Annotated in this window: 17 protein-coding genes; 15 read left to right on the forward strand and 2 right to left on the reverse strand. The window is 69.4% G+C overall.

Annotated features, from left to right (window positions below; translation table 11 throughout):
* Positions 1-35: 35 nt before the first annotated feature.
* From HHX31_RS20500 to HHX31_RS20560, 13 genes are all read left to right on the forward strand, one after another.
* Complete coding sequence (locus HHX31_RS20500; RefSeq protein WP_169949896.1) at positions 36-1352, forward strand: NADH-quinone oxidoreductase subunit D; 1317 nt, start codon at positions 36-38, stop codon at positions 1350-1352.
* Positions 1349-2020: an NADH-quinone oxidoreductase subunit NuoE gene (gene nuoE / locus HHX31_RS20505; protein ID WP_169949897.1), complete on the forward strand. Its 672-nt coding sequence runs from the start codon at positions 1349-1351 to the stop codon at positions 2018-2020. Before HHX31_RS20500 ends, nuoE begins: the two co-directional genes overlap by 4 nt.
* Complete coding sequence (gene nuoF, locus HHX31_RS20510; RefSeq protein ID WP_169949898.1) at positions 2017-3303, forward strand: NADH-quinone oxidoreductase subunit NuoF; 1287 nt, start codon at positions 2017-2019, stop codon at positions 3301-3303. The genes nuoE and nuoF overlap by 4 nt, the downstream gene beginning before the upstream one ends.
* A gap of 38 nt (positions 3304-3341) precedes the next feature.
* On the forward strand, positions 3342-5696 hold the full coding sequence (locus tag HHX31_RS20515; protein WP_211590082.1) for an NADH-quinone oxidoreductase subunit G: 2355 nt from the start codon (positions 3342-3344) through the stop codon (positions 5694-5696).
* Positions 5693-7054, forward strand: a complete 1362-nt coding sequence (nuoH, locus tag HHX31_RS20520) for an NADH-quinone oxidoreductase subunit NuoH (RefSeq protein ID WP_169949900.1) — start codon at positions 5693-5695, stop codon at positions 7052-7054. Before HHX31_RS20515 ends, nuoH begins: the two co-directional genes overlap by 4 nt.
* Positions 7041-7556 (forward strand): NADH-quinone oxidoreductase subunit NuoI, encoded by a 516-nt coding sequence (gene nuoI, locus HHX31_RS20525; protein ID WP_111700538.1) that lies wholly within the window; start codon positions 7041-7043, stop codon positions 7554-7556. Before nuoH ends, nuoI begins: the two co-directional genes overlap by 14 nt.
* Entirely contained in the window at positions 7549-8451 is a 903-nt protein-coding gene (locus HHX31_RS20530; RefSeq protein WP_169949901.1) for an NADH-quinone oxidoreductase subunit J, read from the forward strand. The genes nuoI and HHX31_RS20530 overlap by 8 nt, the downstream gene beginning before the upstream one ends.
* Complete coding sequence (nuoK, locus tag HHX31_RS20535) at positions 8448-8744, forward strand: NADH-quinone oxidoreductase subunit NuoK (protein ID WP_169949902.1); 297 nt, start codon at positions 8448-8450, stop codon at positions 8742-8744. The genes HHX31_RS20530 and nuoK overlap by 4 nt, the downstream gene beginning before the upstream one ends.
* Before the next feature lie 66 nt (positions 8745-8810).
* Entirely contained in the window at positions 8811-10652 is a 1842-nt protein-coding gene (gene nuoL / locus HHX31_RS20540; protein WP_169949903.1) for an NADH-quinone oxidoreductase subunit L, read from the forward strand.
* Positions 10652-12157, forward strand: a complete 1506-nt coding sequence (locus HHX31_RS20545) for an NADH-quinone oxidoreductase subunit M (RefSeq protein ID WP_169949904.1) — start codon at positions 10652-10654, stop codon at positions 12155-12157. Before nuoL ends, HHX31_RS20545 begins: the two co-directional genes overlap by 1 nt.
* Positions 12157-13710 (forward strand): NADH-quinone oxidoreductase subunit NuoN, encoded by a 1554-nt coding sequence (nuoN, locus tag HHX31_RS20550; RefSeq protein WP_169949905.1) that lies wholly within the window; start codon positions 12157-12159, stop codon positions 13708-13710. The genes HHX31_RS20545 and nuoN overlap by 1 nt, the downstream gene beginning before the upstream one ends.
* A gap of 11 nt (positions 13711-13721) precedes the next feature.
* The gene (locus tag HHX31_RS20555) at positions 13722-14717 is read left to right on the forward strand and encodes a polyprenyl synthetase family protein (protein ID WP_169949906.1); all 996 of its coding nucleotides are present in this window, start codon (positions 13722-13724) and stop codon (positions 14715-14717) included.
* A gap of 3 nt (positions 14718-14720) precedes the next feature.
* The gene (locus HHX31_RS20560) at positions 14721-15320 is read left to right on the forward strand and encodes a GNAT family N-acetyltransferase (RefSeq protein WP_169949907.1); all 600 of its coding nucleotides are present in this window, start codon (positions 14721-14723) and stop codon (positions 15318-15320) included.
* Positions 15321-15384: 64 nt separating this feature from the next.
* On the opposite strand, the gene HHX31_RS20565 is transcribed toward HHX31_RS20560, so the two are convergent.
* Entirely contained in the window at positions 15385-16128 is a 744-nt protein-coding gene (locus HHX31_RS20565) for an SDR family oxidoreductase (RefSeq protein ID WP_169949908.1), read from the reverse strand.
* A gap of 77 nt (positions 16129-16205) precedes the next feature.
* On the opposite strand from HHX31_RS20565, the gene HHX31_RS20570 reads away from it, so the two are divergent.
* The gene (locus HHX31_RS20570; RefSeq protein WP_169949909.1) at positions 16206-16679 is read left to right on the forward strand and encodes an Rrf2 family transcriptional regulator; all 474 of its coding nucleotides are present in this window, start codon (positions 16206-16208) and stop codon (positions 16677-16679) included.
* 40 nt (positions 16680-16719) lie between these two features.
* On the opposite strand, the gene rarD is transcribed toward HHX31_RS20570, so the two are convergent.
* Positions 16720-17625: an EamA family transporter RarD gene (gene rarD, locus HHX31_RS20575; protein ID WP_169949910.1), complete on the reverse strand. Its 906-nt coding sequence runs from the start codon at positions 17623-17625 to the stop codon at positions 16720-16722.
* Positions 17626-17762: 137 nt separating this feature from the next.
* Here rarD and msrA point away from each other — a divergent pair, with 137 nt between their 5' ends.
* A complete protein-coding gene (gene msrA, locus HHX31_RS20580) occupies positions 17763-18425 on the forward strand; it encodes a peptide-methionine (S)-S-oxide reductase MsrA (protein WP_169949911.1) in 663 nt (220 codons plus the stop codon).
* The last annotated feature ends 519 nt before the right edge of the window (positions 18426-18944 follow it).

Here is an 18944-nt window from a genome sequence, read left to right on the forward strand (position 1 = left end):
CTGCACGAGTGGACGAGGGCAGCGAGGAGAGCGTCGTGAGCACCACCGAGACCGAAGGCCGGATCTACGACGTCGCGGGTCAGGACTGGGACGAACTGGTCAAGACCGTCAGCGAGTCGGCCGACGAGCGCCTCGTCGTCAACATGGGCCCGCAGCACCCGTCGACGCACGGCGTGCTCCGGCTCGTGCTGACCCTGGACGGCGAGACCGTGACCGAGGCCCGCACGGTGATCGGCTACCTGCACACCGGCATCGAGAAGAACATGGAGTACCGGACGTGGACCCAGGGGGTCACGTTCGTCACCCGCATGGACTACCTCGCGCCGATCTTCAACGAGACCGCCTACTGCATGGGGGTCGAGAAGCTTCTGGGGATCACCGACAGGATCCCGGACCGGGCGCAGGCCATCCGGGTCCTGACGATGGAGCTCACCCGGATCTCCTCGCACCTGGTCGCGATCGCGACGTTCGGCCTGGAACTGGGCGCGACGACGCCGATGCTGTTCGGCTTCCGCGAGCGCGAGATGGTGCTCGACCTGATGGAGTACATCACCGGCCTGCGGATGAACATGGCGTACGTCCGGCCGGGCGGCGTCAGCGTCGACCTGCCGGCCGGCGCCGTCGACAAGATCGGTGAGTTCCTCAAGGTCATGCCGGGGCGGATCAAGGAGATGCGCAAGCTCCTCGACGCCAACCCGGTCTACACCCGGCGCACCAAGGACGTCGCCTACCTCGACCTGACCGGCTGCATGGCGCTGGGCATCACCGGCCCGATGCTGCGCGCCGCGGGCCTCCCGTGGGACCTGCGCAAGTCGCAGCCCTACTGCGGCTACGAGACGTACGAGTTCGACGTGCCGACGCAGAACACCTGCGACGTGTACGGCCGCTACCTCGTGCGGATGGCCGAGATGGAGGAGTCCCTCAAGATCATCGAGCAGGCGCTCGACCGGCTGTCCGGCCCGCTCAAGGGCGGCCCGGTGATGATCGAGGACAAGAAGATCGGCTGGCCGTCGCAGCTCGCGCTCGGCCCCGACGGCCTCGGCAACTCGCCCGACCACATCGCCCACATCATGGGCAGCTCGATGGAGGCCCTGATCCACCACTTCAAGCTGGTGACCGAGGGCTTCCGGGTGCCGGCCGGGCAGGCGTACGCCTCGGTCGAGTCGCCGCGCGGCGAGCTGGGCGCGCACGTGGTCAGCGACGGCGGCACCCGGCCCTACCGGGTCCACTTCCGCGACCCGTCGTTCACGAACCTGCAGGCGGTGCCCGCGACGTGCGAGGGCGGCATGGTCGCCGACGTCATCTCCGCGGTCGCCTCGATCGACCCGGTCATGGGAGGTGTGGACCGATGAGCTACGCGCCCGAGGTCCGCGAGCGTCTGGAGACGGACGCCAAGGAGATCATCGGCCGCTACCCCCGGCCGCGTTCCGCGCTGCTGCCTCTGCTGCACCTGGTGCAGTCGGAGGACGGCTACATCTCCGACGACGGCCAGGAGTTCTGCGCCGAGATGCTGGGCCTGTCCAAGGCCGAGGTCGTCGGCGTGGCGACCTTCTACACCATGTACAAGCGCTCGCCCGCCGGCGAGTACAACGTCGGCGTCTGCATCAACACGCTGTGCGCGGTGATGGGCGGCGACCAGATCTGGGACGAGCTCAGCGAGCACGTGGGCGTCGGCCACGACGAGACCACCGCGGACGGCAAGATCACGCTGGAGCGGCTGGAGTGCAACGCCGCCTGCGACTTCGCGCCGGTCATGATGGTCAACTGGGAGTTCTTCGACAACCAGACCCCTGAGTCGGCCAAGCAGCTCGTCGACGACCTGCGCGCCGGCAAGGAGGTCGCGCCCACGCGCGGCCCGCGCCGGCTGTGCACGTTCAAGGAGGCCTCCCGGGTCCTCGCCGGGTTCCCCGACGGACTGGCGGGCGAGGGCCCGTCGGCCGCCGGTCCCTCGCTGGAGGGCCTGAAGGTCGCCAAGACCAACGGCTGGGAGGCCCCCGCGGCCGAGGGGAGCGAGAAGTGACGACCCTAACGCCTGTTCTCACCAGAAACTGGGACCAGGACGACTCGTTCACCCTCGACGGGTACGGCGAGTACGCGGCCGCCAGGAAGGCCCTGGGCATGGACCCGGACGCCGTCATCCAGGCGGTGAAGGACTCGGGCCTGCGCGGCCGCGGCGGCGCGGGCTTCCCCACCGGCATGAAGTGGGGATTCATCCCGCAGGGCGACGGCAAGGCCCACTACCTCGTGGTCAACGCCGACGAGTCGGAGCCGGGGACCTGCAAGGACATCCCGCTCATGATGGCCAACCCGCACTCGCTGGTCGAGGGCGTGATCATCTCGTCCTACGCGATCCGGGCCAACCACGCGTTCATCTACATCCGCGGCGAGGTGGTCCACGTCATCCGCCGGGTGCAGGCCGCCGTCCGCGAGGCGTACGAGAAGGGCTACCTCGGGACCGACATCTTCGGCTCGGGCTACGACCTCGAACTCGTCGTGCACAGCGGCGCGGGAGCGTACATCTGCGGCGAGGAGACGGCGCTGCTCGACTCGCTGGAGGGCTACCGCGGCCAGCCCAGGCTCAAGCCGCCGTTCCCGGCGGTCGCCGGCCTGTACGCCTCCCCGACCGTCGTCAACAACGTCGAGTCGATCGCGAGCGTGCCGAGCATCATCGCCAACGGCGCCGACTGGTTTGCCGGGATGGGCACCGAGAAGTCCAAGGGCTTCGGCATCTTCTCGCTGTCGGGCCACGTGACCAGGCCGGGCCAGTACGAGGCCCCGCTGGGCATCACGCTGCGCGAACTGCTCGACATGGCGGGCGGCATCCGCGAGGGCCACGAGCTGAAGTTCTGGACGCCGGGGGGCTCCTCGACGCCGATCTTCACGGCCGAGCACCTCGACGTGCCGCTCGACTTCGAGTCGGTCGGCGCCAAGGGCTCGATGCTGGGCACCCGCGCCCTGCAGATCTTCGACGAGACGACCTGCGTGGTCCGCGCCGTGATGCGGTGGACCGAGTTCTACGCGCACGAGTCCTGCGGCAAGTGCACGCCCTGCCGTGAGGGCACCTACTGGCTCAAGCAGGTGCTCAGGCGGCTGGAGAAGGGCCAGGGCACCGAGGACGACCTGGCCACGATCACCGACATCGCGGACAACATCCTCGGCCGTTCGTTCTGCGCGCTCGGCGACGGCGCGACGAGCCCGATCCACTCGTCGGTGAAGCACTTCCGCGACGAATACCTCAAGCACTTCGAGATCGGCGGCTGCCCGTTCGATCCCGCCGCTTCCACGGTGTGGGGGTCCAAGTGACAGTTCAGACGACGCAGCCGGAGCAGCCGGTCGTGGACATGGTCACCCTGACCATCGACGGCTTCCAGGTCAGCGTCCCCAAGGGCACGCTGATCATCCGGGCCGCGGAACTGCTGGGGATCCAGATCCCCCGGTTCTGCGACCACCCGCTGCTCTCCCCGGCGGCCAACTGCCGCCAGTGCCTGGTCGACATCCCCGACGCGGGCAACGGCCGCGGCTTCCCCAAGCCGCAGCCGTCCTGCGCGATCGAGGTCGCCGAGGGCATGGTGGTCAAGACGCAGCTCACCTCGCCGGTGGCCGAGAAGGCACAGCGCGGCGTGATGGAGATGCTGCTGCTGAACCACCCGCTCGACTGCCCGGTCTGCGACAAGGGCGGCGAGTGCCCCCTGCAGAACCAGGCCATGTCGAACGGCCAGGGCGAGAGCCGGTTCACCGAGCAGAAGCGCACGTTCGAGAAGCCCGTGCCGCTGTCGACCGAGGTGCTGCTGGACCGTGAGCGGTGCGTGCAGTGCGCCCGCTGCATCCGGTTCTCCGAGCAGATCGCGGGCGACCCGCTCATCGACTTCTTCGAGCGCGGGGCCAAGGAGCAGGTGGGCGTCGCCGACGGCGAGCCGTTCCAGTCCTACTTCTCCGGCAACACCATCCAGATCTGCCCGGTGGGCGCGCTGACCGGCGCGGCCTACCGGTTCCGCTCCCGCCCGTTCGACCTGGTCTCCACGCCGAGCGCGTGCGAGCACTGCGCGTCGGGCTGCTCGCTGCGCACCGACCACCGCCGGGGCAAGGTCACCCGCCGTCTGGCCGGGGACGACCCGCAGGTTAACGAGGAGTGGAACTGCGACAAGGGCCGCTGGGCGTTCGCGTACGCCACCGCGCCCGACCGGCTGCGCTCGCCGCTCGTCCGCGACGAGAGCGGCAAGCTCGTCCCGACCTCCTGGCCGGACGCGCTGGCCGTGGCGGCCGAGGGCCTGCTGCGGGCCCGTGGCAAGGCCAGCGTGCTGGTCGGCGGGCGGCTCACGGTCGAGGACGCCTACGCCTACAGCAAGTTCGCCAGGATCGCCCTCGGCACCAACGACATCGACTTCCGGGCCCGCCCGCACTCCGAGGAGGAGGCGCGCTTCCTCGCCCACGCCGTCGCAGGCAAGGGCATCGAGGTCTCCTACGCCGACCTGGAGACGGCCCCGGCCGTGCTCCTGGCCGGGTTCGAGCCCGAGGAGGAGTCGCCGATCGTCTTCCTGCGCCTGCGCAAGGCGGCGCGCAAGCGGGGCCTCAAGGTCTACACGCTCGCGCCGTTCGCCACGCCTGGCCTGGCCAAGATGAACGGCACGCTGATCCGCACCGCGCCCGGCGCGGAGGCCGAGGCGCTCGGCGACCTGGTCGGCGGCGACCTGCTGCCCGCCGGCTCGATCGTCCTCGCCGGTGAGCGGCTCGCCACGGCCCCCGGCGCGCTGTCCGCGCTCGTACGGCTCACGCAGGCCACCGGCGCGCGACTCGCCTGGGTGCCGCGCAGGGCCGGTGAGCGCGGCGCGCTCGAAGCGGGTGCGCTGCCCGGTCTGCTGCCGATCGGCCGCCCGGCCTCCGACGAGGCCGCCCGCGCGGAGGTCGCCAGGGCGTGGGGCGTCGGCTCGCTGCCGGACGCGCCGGGCCGCGACACGGCGGGCATCATCGAGGCCGCGCTGAACGACGAGGTCGACGCGCTGGTCGTGGCGGGTGTGGACCCCTACGACCTGCCCGACCCGGCCCGCGCCCTCGCGGCGCTGGAGAACACGCCGTTCATCGTCAGCCTGGAGATCCGCGCGAGCGCGGTCACCGACCGGGCCGACGTGGTCCTGCCGGTCGCCGCGGTCGCGGAGAAGTCGGGCACGTTCGTCGACTGGGAGGGCAGGGGCCGCTCGTTCGGCGTCGCCACGGCCGTCCCCGGCCTGATGAGCGACCTGCGCGCCATCGCCTCGATCGCCGACCAGATGGACGTCCACCTCGGCCTGCCCGACCCCGCCGCCGCCCGGCGGGAGATGGCGACGCTCGGCTCCTGGAAGGGCTCCCGCCCGGCCGCGCCCTCGGTGACGGGCCGCGCGACCAGGCAGCCGCAGGCGGGCGAGGCCGTGCTGGCCACGTGGCACCTGCTGCTCGACGAGGGCCGGATGCAGGACGGCGAGCCCTACCTCGCGGGGACCGCCCGCTCGGTGGCGGCGCTGCTGTCGGAGGCGACGGCCGCCGAGATCGGCGCGGTGGACGGCGGCAAGATCACCATCGGTGACGACGTGGTCGTGCCGGTGCGCGTCGCGGACCTGCCCGACCGTGTCGTGTGGGTGCCGTCCAACTCCGCCGGCCTGTCGGTCACGCGCGACCTGCGCGCGGTCGCCGGAGACGTCGTAAAGATCGGGAGCGTCTCGTGAACAACCCCGGACCCACCTGGAGCGACTTCGGCCACGATCCCCTGTGGATCATCATCATCAAGGCCGTTGCGATCTTCGTGTTCCTGATGCTGGGTGTGCTGTTCGGCGTGTGGACCGAGCGCAAGCTCATCTCGCGCATGCAGCACCGTTACGGCCCCAACCGGGCCGGCAAGTTCGGCCTGCTGCAGTCGGTGGCCGACGGCCTGAAGATGGGCCTGAAGGAAGACATCATGCCACGCACCGTGGACAAGGTGATCTACCTTCTCGCCCCGATCATCATCGCGGTGCCGGCCTTCCTGGCCTTCTCCGTGGTGCCGTTCGGGCCGGTGGTCTCGATGTTCGGCCACAAGACGCCGCTGCAGCTCACCGACCTGCCGGTCGCGGTGCTGCTGGTCCTGGCCACCGCCTCTATCGGCGTCTACGGCATCGTGCTCGCCGGGTGGGGCTCCCGCTCGCCGTACGCGGTGCTGGGCGGTCTGCGCTCGGCGGCCCAGGTGGTGTCGTACGAGATCGCGATGGGCCTGTCGTTCGTCGCGGTGTTCCTCCAGGCGGGCACGCTGTCCACCCACGAGATCGTGGCGAAGCAGGCGGGCGGCGGCACCTGGGACATCGGCTCGCTGTCGATCCCCATGCCGTCCTGGTACGTGGTCTCGCTGATCCCGTCCTTCCTGATCTACGCGATCACGATGCTGGGCGAGACGAACCGCGTGCCGTTCGACCTCCCCGAGGGTGAGGGCGAACTGGTCGGCGGCTTCCACACCGAGTACTCCTCCTCGCTGAAGTTCGCGATGTTCATGCTCGCCGAGTACGTGAACATCTTCACGGTCTCCGCGATGGCGATCACGCTGTTCTTCGGCGGCTGGCGTGCCCCGTGGCCGATCTCCCTGTGGGACGGCGCGAACTCCGGCTGGTGGCCGCTGCTGTGGTTCTTCATCAAGCTGGTGATCGCGTTCGGCTTCTTCGTCTGGGTGCGCGCCTCGCTGCCGCGCGTCCGGTACGACCAGCTCATGGCCTTCGGCTGGAAGGTGCTCATCCCGGTCAACCTGGCCTGGATCCTGATGGCCGCCACGTTCAAGGCGCTGCGCCTGCCGGACAGCAACCGGGCGGTCATCATGACCATCGGTGCGATCGTCATCGTCGGCGCCCTCGTGATCTGGCTCCGGTTCGACACGGTCAACCAGCGCCGCAAGGAGGCGAAGGCCGCCGAGATCGAGGAGGAGTTCGAGCAGCTGCGGGAGGAGCCGCTCGCGGGCGGGTTCCCCGTTCCACCGCTCGACGCCCCGCACTACCACGGAGTCGTGCCCGCCGCGCGCCTCAATTCCGACGCCGCCAAGGAGGTGACCAGTGGGAGCAACTGATTGGCTGAACCCGATCAAGGGATTCGGCGTCACCTTCCACCACATGTTCAAGAAGCCGGTGACGGTCAACTATCCGGAGGAGAAGCGGCCGACCGCGCCGCGCTTCCACGGACGGCACCAGCTGAACCGGTGGCCCGACGGGTTGGAGAAGTGCGTCGGCTGTGAGCTGTGCGCCTGGGCCTGCCCGGCCGACGCCATCTACGTGGAGGGTGGCGACAACACCGACGAGGAGCGTTTCTCGCCGGGTGAGCGGTACGGCCGCGTCTACCAGATCAACTACCTGCGCTGCATCCTCTGCGGGCTGTGCATCGAGGCCTGCCCCACGCGGGCGCTCACGATGACCAACGAGTACGAGCTCGCCGACTCCAGCCGCGAGTCGCTGATCTTCACCAAGGAGATGCTCCTCGCGCCGCTGGGACCGGGGATGGAGCAGCCGCCCCACCCGATGCGCCTCGGCGAGACCGAGGAGGACTACTACCGGTTGGGTCGAAGCAATGGGTGAGTCCATCACGTTCTGGGTGCTCGCGGTCATCTCGGTGATCGCGGCGCTCGGACTCGTCTTCAGCCGCAGGGCCGTCTACTCGGCCCTCATGCTCGGCGTCGTCATGATCTCGCTGGCGGTGCTGTACGCCGTCCAGGACGCTCCGTTCCTGGCGGCGGTGCAGATCATCGTCTACACCGGCGCGGTCATGATGCTGTTCCTGTTCGTGCTCATGCTCGTGGGCGTGGACTCGTCGGACTCCCTCGTGGAGACGATCAGGGGACAGCGGTTCTGGGCGATCCTGGCCGGGCTCGGTTTCGCCGCCCTGCTCGCGCTCGGCATCGGCAACGCGGTCGTCGGCGCCCCGCGGGGCCTGGCCGCCGCCACCCAGGCGGGCAACGTGCCCTCCCTGGCCGAGCTGATCTTCACGCGCCACGTGTTCGCCTTCGAGGTGACCTCCGCGCTGCTGATCACGGCGGCGCTCGGCGCGATGGTGCTCGCGCACCGGGAGCGCAGCGAGCCCAAGCCGACGCAGAAGGACCTGTCGCGGCAGCGCTTCGTCGCCTTCGGCAAGACGGGCAAGAACCCGGCGCCGCTGCCCGGCCCCGGCACCTACGCCCGGCACAACGCCATCGACATGCCGGCGCTGCTGCCCGACGGGACCATCTCGCCGCTGTCGGTCAACCGGTACATCGCCCGGTACGAGGAGTCCCAGGGCATCCTGCCTCCGGAGGTCGCCCGCGTGCTGGAGCAGGAGGAGGCCGCCCAGCGCGCCAACGGGCACAGCACCCCGACGCTCGCGGACGAGGCCGGGGACGACGGCCCCGACACCGAGCCCATGACCGACGAGGGTGTCGTGGCCGGCCGGGTCGTCGGCGCCCGCGGCGAAGCCCGGAGCGAGGAGGACGGCAAGTGACCACGCACTACCTGGTGCTCTCCGCGCTGCTGTTCGCGATCGGCGGCGTAGGCGTGCTCGTACGGCGCAACGCCATTGTCGTGTTCATGTGCGTCGAGCTCATGCTCAACGCCTGCAACCTGGCGTTCGTCACCTTCGCCCGGCAGAACGGCAACCTCGACGGCCAGGTCATCGCGTTCTTCGTGATGATCGTGGCCGCCGCCGAGGTGGTCATCGGCCTGGCCATCATCGTGACGATCTTCCGAACCCGCAGGTCCGCGTCGGTCGACGACGTCAGCCTGCTGAAGTACTAAGAGGTGGCCGTGGAACCCGCTGAGATCATCCAGCACTCCGGCGGAGCGATCGGAGCAGCCTGGCTCATGATCGCTCTGCCCCTGGTGGGAGCGGCGGTCCTCCTGCTGGGCGGCCGGAGGACCGACAAGTTCGGCCATCTGCTGGGCGTGCTCATGGCCGTCGCGTCCTTCGTGGTGGCGGCGCTGTCGTTCGTACAGCTCCTCGGCTTCGCCCCCGGCGAGCGCCGCCGCGGGATCGAGCTGTACGAGTTCATCCCCGGCCTGGCGAAGATGGGCCTGCTGGTCGACCCGCTGTCGATCTCGTTCTGTTTGCTGATCACCTTCGTGGGCTCGCTGATCCACGTCTACTCGATCGGCTACATGGCGCACGACCCGAACAGGCGGCGGTTCTTCGCCTACCTCAACCTGTTCGTCGCGGCGATGCTCCTGCTGGTGCTGGCCGACAACTACGTGGCCCTGTTCGTCGGCTGGGAGGGCGTCGGCCTCGCGTCCTACCTGCTGATCGGGTTCTGGCAGCACAAGCCGTCGGCCGCGACCGCGGCCAAGAAGGCGTTCATCGTCAACCGCGTCGGCGACTTCGGCCTGCTGATCGGCATCTTCACGATCTTCGCGACGTTCCACACGCTGGCCTTCGACGGCGTCCTGGCGAACGCCGACAAGGCGTCCTCCGGCACGCTCACCGCCATCGGCCTGCTGCTGCTGGTCGGCGCCTGCGGCAAGTCGGCCCAGCTCCCGCTGCAGTCCTGGCTCCTCGACGCCATGGAGGGCCCGACCCCGGTCTCGGCCCTCATCCACGCGGCGACCATGGTCACCGCCGGTGTCTACCTGATCGTCCGGTCCGGCCCGATCTTCCAGGGCGCCGAGACCGCGCAGATCGTGGTGACGATCGTCGGCGTCGCGACGCTGCTCGCCGGTGCGATCATCGGTACGGCCAAGGACGACATCAAGAAGGCGCTGGCCGGTTCCACGATGTCGCAGATCGGCTACATGGTGCTCGCCGCGGGCATCGGCAAGGCGGGCTACGCCTTCGCGATCGCGCACCTCATCACGCACGGCTTCTTCAAGGCCGACATGTTCCTCGGCGCGGGCTCGGTCATGCACGCCATGAACGACGAGGTCAACATGCGCAAGTACGGCGCGCTGCGCAAGGTCATGCCGGTGACGTTCGTGACGTTCCTCATCGGCTACCTGGCGATCATCGGGTTTCCGCTGCTGTCCGGCTACTTCACCAAGGACGGCATCATCGAGACCGTGATGGAGCACAACGCCGTCCTCGGCTGGCTGGCGGTGCTCGGCGCGGGCATCACCGGCTTCTACATGTCGCGCCTGGTCTTCATGACGTTCTTCGGCGCCAAGCGCTGGGAGCCCACGGCCCACCCGCACGAGTCGCCCGCCGTCATGACCTGGCCACTGATCATCCTGTCGATCGGCGCGATCGGGCTCGGTGCGTTCCTGGTGCTGGGCAACCGGTTCATGACCTTCCTCGCGCCGGCCGTCGGCGCGCCGGAGGAGATGCCGGCGTTCCACCCGTTCAGCCCCACCGGTCTGGCCACGCTCGCGCTCGTCGCGGCCGGCGCGGTCTTCGCCTGGCTCAAGTACGGCAGGGCCGAGGTGCCCGCGCTCGCACCGCGCGGTTCGTTCCTCACCACGTTCGCCCGTCGTGACCTGTACGGTGACGCCCTGAACGAGGCGCTGTTCATGCGCCCCGGCCAGTGGCTGACCCGCCTGGCCGTGTTCTTCGACAACCGCGGCGTGGACGGTCTCGTGAACGGCCTGGCGGCGGGCATCGGCGGCACGTCCGGGCGCCTGCGCAGGGTCCAGACCGGGTTCGTCCGCTCGTACGCGCTGTCGATTTTCCTGGGTGCCGCCCTCCTGGCCGGTGCCTGGCTCGTCGTAGGGAACCTGTGATGCCCTGGCTTTCAACCCTGATGGGCGTGTCCGTACTCGGCGCGCTGGGCGTGACCCTTGTCCGCAACGACAAGCTCGCCAAGCAGTTCACCCTCGTGGTGTCGCTGATCGTGCTGGCGCTGACCGTCGCCATGGCGGTCCAGTTCAGCCCGAACGGCGACAAGTTCCAGTTCGCCGAGACGTACGACTGGATCCCCGCGTTCGGCGTCCACTACGGCGTCGCCGTGGACGGCATCGCCCTGGTGCTGATCCTTCTGTCGGTGATCCTCGTGCCGATCGTGGTGCTCGCCTCCTGGCATGACGCCGAGGCGGGCAAGCGTTCGGTCCGGACGTACTTCTCGCTGCTGCTCGTGCTCGAGGCCATGATGATCGGCGTCTTCGCGGCGACCGACGTCTTCCTCTTCTACGTCTTCTTCGAAGCCATGCTGATCCCGATGTACTTCATGATCGGGTCGTACGGCGGGGCGCAGCGGTCGTACGCGGCCGTGAAGTTCCTGCTGTACTCGCTGTTCGGCGGGCTCCTGATGCTGGTGGCGGTGATCGCGCTCTACTCGATCGCCGGCAAGGGCACGTTCATGTTCACCGACCTGGTCGGGACCATCCAGGACGTGACGACGCAGAAGTGGCTGTTCCTCGGCTTCTTCATCGCCTTCGCGATCAAGGCGCCGCTGTGGCCGTTCCACACCTGGCTGCCCGACGCCGCCGCCCAAGCCCCGGCCGGCGCGGCCGTGCTGCTGGTCGGCGTGCTGGACAAGGTCGGCACGTACGGCATGCTGCGCTTCTGCCTCGAACTGTTCCCCGACGCCGCGAAGTTCTTCACGCCGCTGGTCATCACGCTGTCGGTGATCGGCATCGTGTACGGCGCAATCGTGGCCATCGGGCAGACCGACATGAAGCGGCTCATCGCCTACACCTCGGTGTCGCACTTCGGCTTCATCGCCATGGGCGTGTTCGCCATGACCACCACGGCCGGGGCGGGCGCCACGCTGTACATGGTCAACCACGGCTTCTCGACCGGCGCGCTGTTCCTGATCGCGGGCTTCCTCATCTACCGCAGGGGCTCGCAGTACATCGCCGACTACGGCGGCGTGCAGAAGGTCGCCCCGATCCTCGCCGGCACGTTCCTGGTGGCCGGCCTGTCCAGCCTCTCGCTGCCCGGTCTCAGCACGTTCGTCAGCGAGTTCATGGTCCTGACCGGCACCTTCCAGCGGTACGTGGTCCCGTCGGTGATCGCGACGGTCGGCGTCATCCTCGCCGCGATCTACATCCTGTGGATGTACCAGCGGACGATGAACGGCCCGACGGCCGAGTCGGTCAAGTCGCTGCCCGACCTGAACGCCAGGGAGAAGTGGGTGGTGGCGCCGCTCGTCGCGCTGCTGCTCGTGTTCGGCTTCTATCCGAAGCCGCTGCTCGACGTGATCCATCCCGCCGTGCAGGACACGCTGTCCAGCGTGTCGGTCACGGACCCGCAGCCGGCCGTACCCGTTGCTCAGGAGGGCCAGTAGTGAACGGCACCATTGAGGCGCCCACGATCGAGTACGCCCTGCTGGCGCCGCTGCTCGTCGTCTTCGGCGCGGCGATCGTCGGCGTGCTGGTGGAGGCGTTCGCCCCGCGCTACCTGCGCTCGGCGATCCACCTGCCGCTCACGCTGCTGTCGCTGGCCGGCGCGTTCGCGCTGGCCGTGTGGCAGGCGGTCAAGGGCGTGCCCACCGAGCCCGCCGCGATGGGCGCCATCGCCGTGGACGGCCCCGCCCTGTTCATCTGGGGCACGATCCTCATCCTCGCCTTCGCGAGCGTGCTGCTGATCAAGGACGAGGAGCACTTCGTCGGCGCCGCGGCCGCCGTGCCGGGCTCGGCCGAGGAGGAGCAGGCGCTCGTCGAGCGCGCCGCGCACACCGAGGTCTACCCGCTGCTGCTGTTCGCGGTCGGCGGCATGCTGCTGTTCCCGGCGGCCAACGACCTGCTGGTGGCGTTCGTCGCCCTCGAGGTCATGTCGCTGCCGCTGTACCTGCTGTGCGGCCTGGCCAGGCGCCGCCGCCTGCTGTCGCAGGAGGCCGCGGTCAAGTACTTCCTGCTCGGCGCGTTCTCCTCCGCCTTCTTCCTGTACGGCACGGCCCTGCTCTACGGCTACGCCGGGTCGGTCGACCTGGTGAAGATCAACCAGGCGCTCGGGTCGGTCGGCGGCCAGGACACGCTGCTCTACATCGGCGCTGCCATGCTCGGCGTCGGCCTGCTGTTCAAGATCGGCGCCGCGCCGTTCCAGTCCTGGAAGCCGGACGTCTACCAGGGCTCGCCCACGCCCATCACCGCGCTGATGGCCTCCGGCACCCTGGTGGCCGCCTTCGGCGCGCTGCTGCGGGTGTTCTGGGTCGGTCTCGGCGGGCTCGACTGGGACTGGCGCCCGGTGCTCTACGGTGTGGCGATTCTCACGATGGTGGTCGGCGCGATCCTCGCGATCACGCAGACCGACATCAAGCGGATGCTCGCCTACTCGTCCATCGCGCACGGCGGCTTCCTGCTCATCGGCGTGATCGCCACCGGCCACACCCAGGCGGAGAACACCTCGGCCCTGACCGGCCTGCTCTTCTACCTGGTGGCGTACGGCTTCACCACGGTGGGCGCGTTCGCGGTCGTCACCATGGTGCGCGACGCGGGCGGCGAGGCGTGGCACCTGTCCCGCTGGGCCGGGCTCGGCAAGCGCTCCCCCCTGCTGGCCGGGGTCTTCGCGTTCTTCCTGCTGGCCTTCGCCGGTATCCCGCTGACCAGCGGGTTCTTCGGGAAGTACGCGGTCTTCCAGGCCGCCGTCGCCAACGGCGCCACGCCGCTGGTCATCATCGGTGTGGTGGCCTCGGCCGTCGCCGCGTTCTTCTACGTCCGGGTGATCGTCCTGATGTTCTTCAGCGACCCGGCCGCCGACGGCCCGTCCGTCGTCCTGCCCTCGCGCGGGACCGCGGCGGTCGTCGGGTTCGCGGCATTGGCTACGGTAGTTCTCGGGGTGTTCCCCCAGCCTGTGCTGGACCTCGCGCACACCGCAGCACAGTCCTTGTTCGTCCGATAGGAGACATCCGTATGGCCGCGCCGCCCGTTGTGGACATTCCTCTCGTCGACGAGCGGCTGGCCGACGACCTCGCCGGCGGGCTGGCGGCGGTGGAGAAGCTGCTGCGCTCGTCGGTCGAGAGCGAGGACGCCTTCGTCACCCAGGCGTCCAGGCATCTGATCGAGGCGGGCGGCAAGCGGTTCAGGGCGATGCTCGTGCTGCTGGCCGCCCAGTTCGGCAACCCGGACGCCCCGGGCGTCGTGCCCGGGGCCGTCGTCATCGAGCTGACCCACCTGGCCACGCTCTACCACGACGACGTGATGGACGAGGCCCCGGTGCGCCGGGGCTCCCCGTCCGCCAACGCCCGGTGGGACAACACCGTGGCCATCCTCACCGGCGACTACCTGTTCGCCCAGGCGTCGGAGATCCTCGCCGACCTCGGCGCCGAGCTGATCAGGATCCAGGCGCGCACGTTCTCCCGCCTGGTGCGCGGCCAGATCCGCGAGACGATCGGGCCTTCCGAGGGCCGCGACGCGATCGCCCACTACATCAGCGTGCTGGCCGACAAGACGGGCTCCCTGATCGCCACCTCGGGCCGCTTCGGCGCCATGCTCGCCGGCGCGCCCGCCGACGTGGTCGAGCGCCTGAACGACGCCTGCGAGGCGATCGGCGTCGCCTGGCAACTCGGCGACGACCTCATCGACGTGGCCGCGCCCACGACAGACTCTGGCAAGACCCCGGGCACCGACCTGCGCGAGGGCATCCGCACGCTCCCCGTGCTGTACGCCCTGACCTCCGACGACCCCGCGGACGAGCGGCTGCGGACGCTGCTGTCCGGGCCGGTGGCGGAGGAGGACGTCGAGGAGACGCTCACGCTGCTGCGGGCCCACCGGGCGATGGACCAGGCCCGCGAGGAGCTCACCCGCTGGATCGACCGGGCCAAGGCCGCCCTCGCCGGCCTGCCCGACATCCCCGCGCGTACGGCCCTCATCGCCCTGTGCGACTACGTGGTCGAGCGCACCGGCTGACCGGTGACGTACGACGACGTCGAGGGGGCAGCGCAGAGGGCGGCGGCGAGCGGCGATCGCGTGATCGTGCGCCGGATCACGGCGCACGACGAGGACGAGTTCCTCGAACTGGCGAGAGCGAGCACCGGCCTTCACCACCCGTGGATGTCCCTGCCGGTCACGAGCGAGGAGTTCAGGGCCTACCTGGCCCGGTTCGACGACCCGCGGTCGGCCGAGGGCCTGCTGGTCTGCGTGCGGGAGACCGGTGCCATCGCCGGGAACATCAACATCAACAGCATTATCCGAGGGCGCTTCCAATGCGGCTCTCTCGGGTATGCGGCCTTCGCTCCCACGGCCGGGCAGGGATACCTGTCCGATGGGCTCCGCCTGGTGCTGCGGCACGCCTTCGAAGAGTTGCGGCTCCACCGGCTCGAAGCCAACATCCAGCCCGGCAACCACGCCTCACGGAGGCTGGTCGAACGGCACGGGTTCCGCTATGAGGGGTGCTCGCCGGAGATGCTGTTCATCGACGGCGCCTGGCGGGATCACGAGCGGTGGGCCATGACCGCCACCATGATGGGCATCGTCCAGGCGAGCCCGCATCCGACGCTGCCCCTTCGTTGATCACCTGTTTCCAGGGGCGACGCGGGCGGGCGACCGCCCGCCCGGTGAGCGTACGGCCGTGCCTCTAGCGCTGGGCCGCCAGCCACTCGTCGAAGGTGGTCGGCGCGAAGCGGGCGCCGTCCCCGGGCAGCAGCACGTCGCCGGCCATCTCCGTCCCGAACAGTCCCGACCAGGTCGGCACGAGCTTCACCGTCCGGCCGCGTGCCGCGTGGGTGCGCCTGGCCATGTCGACGAGGTCCTGCTGCTCGGGACCGGCCACGTCGATGTGGCGTCCCTGCGGATCGCCCACCGCGACCTCCGCGAGGACGTCGGCCACGTCGGCGGGCGCGATCGGCCGCACCAGCAGCGGGGCGATCGTGGCGACGCCGTCCTGCTCGGTCCAGCCCGCCACCATCTCGGCGAAATCGTGGAACTGCGCGACCGGGACGATCGTCCACGGCACCGGACCGGCGGACACCAGGCGCTCCTGCTCCCGCTTGCCGGCGTAGTGGGCGTTGCCCTCCACCTTGTGGATGCCGATGATCGAGAGCAGCACGTGGTGGCGTACGCCGGCCCGCTCCTCCGCGGCCAGCAGGTTCCCGGTGGTCGTGCCGAAGTACGCCACCGCCTCGTCCCGGTCCACCGCCTCCGAGCTGATCGCGTCGACCACCGCCTCGACGCCGTCCAGGGCCTTGTCGAGCCCTTCGCCCGTGAGCAGGTCGACGCCGAGTGAACGGCTGACGCGTACGACGTCGTGGCCGTCCCGTTCGAGGGCGGCGACGGTGAGCTTGCCGATGTTCCCGGTTGCACCGGCGACTGCGATTCGCATGGTCTCTCCTTCGCTAGACGCCACGGATGCTATCTCGGACAAAATCGATCCGCAATGTCTCCGATAGACTGGCGGGCATGAAACTGCCTGCGAGCACCGAGTGGGTGTTGCACTGCGCCGCCGCACTGGCGCAGCTGGAACCGGGAGCCACCGCCTCGGCGGCACAACTCGCGGACTTCTACGACGTGCCCGCGCCGTACCTGGCCAAGCAGTTGCAGGCACTGGTCAGGGCCGGTGTGCTGGCGGCGATGACAGGCCCGCGGGGTGGGTTCCGGCTCGCGCGGGCGGCCTCCGACATCACGTTGCTGCAGATCGTCGAGGCGGTCGACGGCGCCTCCTCGCCGTACGAGTGCCGGGAGATCCGCCAGCGGGGACGGGGCGCCCTGCCTCCCGAGGACTGCCAGAGCGTCTGCGTCATAGCGGAGAAGATGGCCGAGGCCCACGACGCGTGGCGGAGCAGCCTCGCCGGGGTCACGCTCGCCGACATCCTCGCCACGCTGCCCGCCTGGGCGCCCGCCCGGACCCGGTCGCGCCTGTCGGCCACACGCTGACGTCGGCCGCCCCGGCGTCGTGGGCGTACTCCGGGGCGTGTCAGACGGTCTCGAGCGCCGCCGTGCGTTCCTGCCGGGACGTACGGGCGGCGCGGATGCTGTCCCAGGTGAAGACGCTCAGCGCGAGCCAGACGACCACGAACCCGGCCCACCGGCTGGCAGGCATGGTCTCGTGGGCGACCAGCACCCCGCACAGGAACTGCAGCACGGGGGCGATGTACTGGAGCAGCCCGATGACGGTGAGCGGAACCCGCAGCGCGGCGGCCGTGAAGAGCATCAGCGGCACCGCGGTGACCACGCCGGAGAGCACCAGCAGCAGCGCGTGGCCGAGACCGTGGTTGCCGAAGGTCCCGGTGCCGTTCACCTGCAGGACGATGAGGTAGCCAAGGGCCGGCACCAGCAGCACGAGCGTCTCGATGGTCAGGCTCTCCGCGCTGCCCACCCCGGCCGCCTTCTTGATCAGGCCGTACGTGCCGAAACTGAAGGCGAGCACGAGGGCGATCCAGGGGAGGCGCCCGTAGTCGAGCGTCAGGATGAGGACCGCGAGCGCGCCCAGCCCGACGGCGACCCACTGCCACCGGCGCAGCCGCTCCCGGAAGATCAGCACGCCGAACAGCACCACGACGAGGGGGTTCATGAAGTAGCCGAGTGCGCTCTCCACGACGTGGCCGGTGTTGACGGCGTAGATGTAGACGCCCCAGTTCGTCGAGATCGTGACGGCCGCGAGGGCGAGGAGGATCAGCTGACGGGGCGTTGTCGTGCGGAGCCACGACCAGTGGCGGCGCACGGCGAGGATCGTGACCACCACGACCAGCGACCAGATCATCCGGTGGGCGAGGATCTCCACGGCGCCGGACGGCTTGATCAGGGGCCAGTAGAGAGGGAACAGACCCCACATCATGTAGGCGGCGACGCCATACAGGACACCACGGCGCGTATAAGGCATGAGCCCTATCTTTGCTGCTTACTGATATTCAGCACAAATAAGGGTTGCTACGGTTCTAGCTTTAGAAGAGCTTAAGCAAGGAACAATGCCGCCTGGTCTCTGGTTGGGGATGGCAGAACGGGAAGGAAGGGCACGTGATGGGCTGGCTGTTCGGCACACACAAGACGACGATGGTGGACCCCGCGGACGCGCTGCCGGGCCGGGCGGAGGTCATGCCGGTGGCGACCCGCCACCAGGTCCTCGGCGCGCCGCTGGCTCCGCCGTACCCCGAGGGCACGGAGATCGCGGAGTTCGGGCTGGGCTGTTTCTGGGGCGCCGAGCGCAAGTTCTGGCAGACCCCGGGAGTCGTCTCGACCGCCGTAGGCTACGCGGGCGGCTACACGCCGAACCCTACGTACGAGGAGGTCTGCACCGGTCTGACCGGGCACACCGAGGTCGTCCGGGTGGTCTTCGACCCGGCGGAGGTGTCGTACGAGGAACTCCTGAAGGTGTTCTGGGAGGCCCACGACCCGACGCAGGGCATGCGCCAGGGCAACGACGTCGGCACCCAGTATCGGTCGGCCATCTACACCCACGGCGCGCAGCAGGCCAAGGCGGCCGAGGTCTCGCGCGACGCGTACCAGGAGGAACTCGCCAGGGCCGGGTACGGCGCGATCACCACGGAGATCGCCGAGGCCGGCGAGTTCTACTTCGCCGAGGATTATCACCAGCAATACCTCTTTAAGGTGCCCAACGGCTACTGCGGCATCGGCGGCACGGGCGTCGCGTGTCCCATCGGCCTCACGTCCGGAGAGGCGTGACCTGCGGTAACTGACTGATCCTGGCCCTTGGTCGCCCGGCTAACCCGGTGCCGATCGAGGGCCAGAGCCGTTTCGGCGAGAATCTTCACTACATGGTCAAGGCGAGCCGCCTGCGGCGGCGCGCCGGGCGGCCAGCGGGCCGGGCATGCGGCCTGGGGGCCGGTCCCGGCCCGCGCCGCCCGCGCCCTGAATCGCCGCTTTGGCCCGCATTCACCTCACTGCGCTGTAGGATTCCGATAGAAGTAGTGGGGGGCCCCGTGACCAACTCAAACAGCCGCGTTTCGTCGCAAGATATGACGGAACTCCTAATGCAGCGGCTAGTCGCAGTACCAGATGTACTGCGTACGCGGGGCTTTACCGTCGCAGGTCTCCTAATGACCTTGATCGGGGCCGTCACCGCTGGAGTTCTTTTCACGGATCGCTCCATATCGACGCCTGCCAAGTGGTGCGCCACACTACTTATCTTGCTGGCTGCAGTCGCCGTATGCTTTTTCATAGCAGCGGGACTTCATGCTCAGC

This window comes from Microbispora sp. H11081 (assembly GCF_012999535.1).
GTDB lineage: Bacteria > Actinomycetota > Actinomycetes > Streptosporangiales > Streptosporangiaceae > Microbispora.

Coding starts and splice junctions, on each gene's coding strand:
- HHX31_RS20530 (WP_169949901.1), top strand. CDS start 7,549: ATGGGTGAGTCCATCACGTTCTGGGTGCTCGCGGTCATCTCGGTGATC.
- msrA (WP_169949911.1), top strand. CDS start 17,763: ATGGGCTGGCTGTTCGGCACACACAAGACGACGATGGTGGACCCCGCG.
- HHX31_RS20565 (WP_169949908.1), bottom strand. CDS start 16,128: ATGCGAATCGCAGTCGCCGGTGCAACCGGGAACATCGGCAAGCTCACC.
- rarD (WP_169949910.1), bottom strand. CDS start 17,625: ATGCCTTATACGCGCCGTGGTGTCCTGTATGGCGTCGCCGCCTACATG.
- HHX31_RS20515 (WP_211590082.1), top strand. CDS start 3,342: ATGGTCACCCTGACCATCGACGGCTTCCAGGTCAGCGTCCCCAAGGGC.
- nuoE (WP_169949897.1), top strand. CDS start 1,349: ATGAGCTACGCGCCCGAGGTCCGCGAGCGTCTGGAGACGGACGCCAAG.
- HHX31_RS20570 (WP_169949909.1), top strand. CDS start 16,206: ATGAAACTGCCTGCGAGCACCGAGTGGGTGTTGCACTGCGCCGCCGCA.
- nuoL (WP_169949903.1), top strand. CDS start 8,811: ATGATCGCTCTGCCCCTGGTGGGAGCGGCGGTCCTCCTGCTGGGCGGC.
- HHX31_RS20545 (WP_169949904.1), top strand. CDS start 10,652: ATGCCCTGGCTTTCAACCCTGATGGGCGTGTCCGTACTCGGCGCGCTG.
- HHX31_RS20555 (WP_169949906.1), top strand. CDS start 13,722: ATGGCCGCGCCGCCCGTTGTGGACATTCCTCTCGTCGACGAGCGGCTG.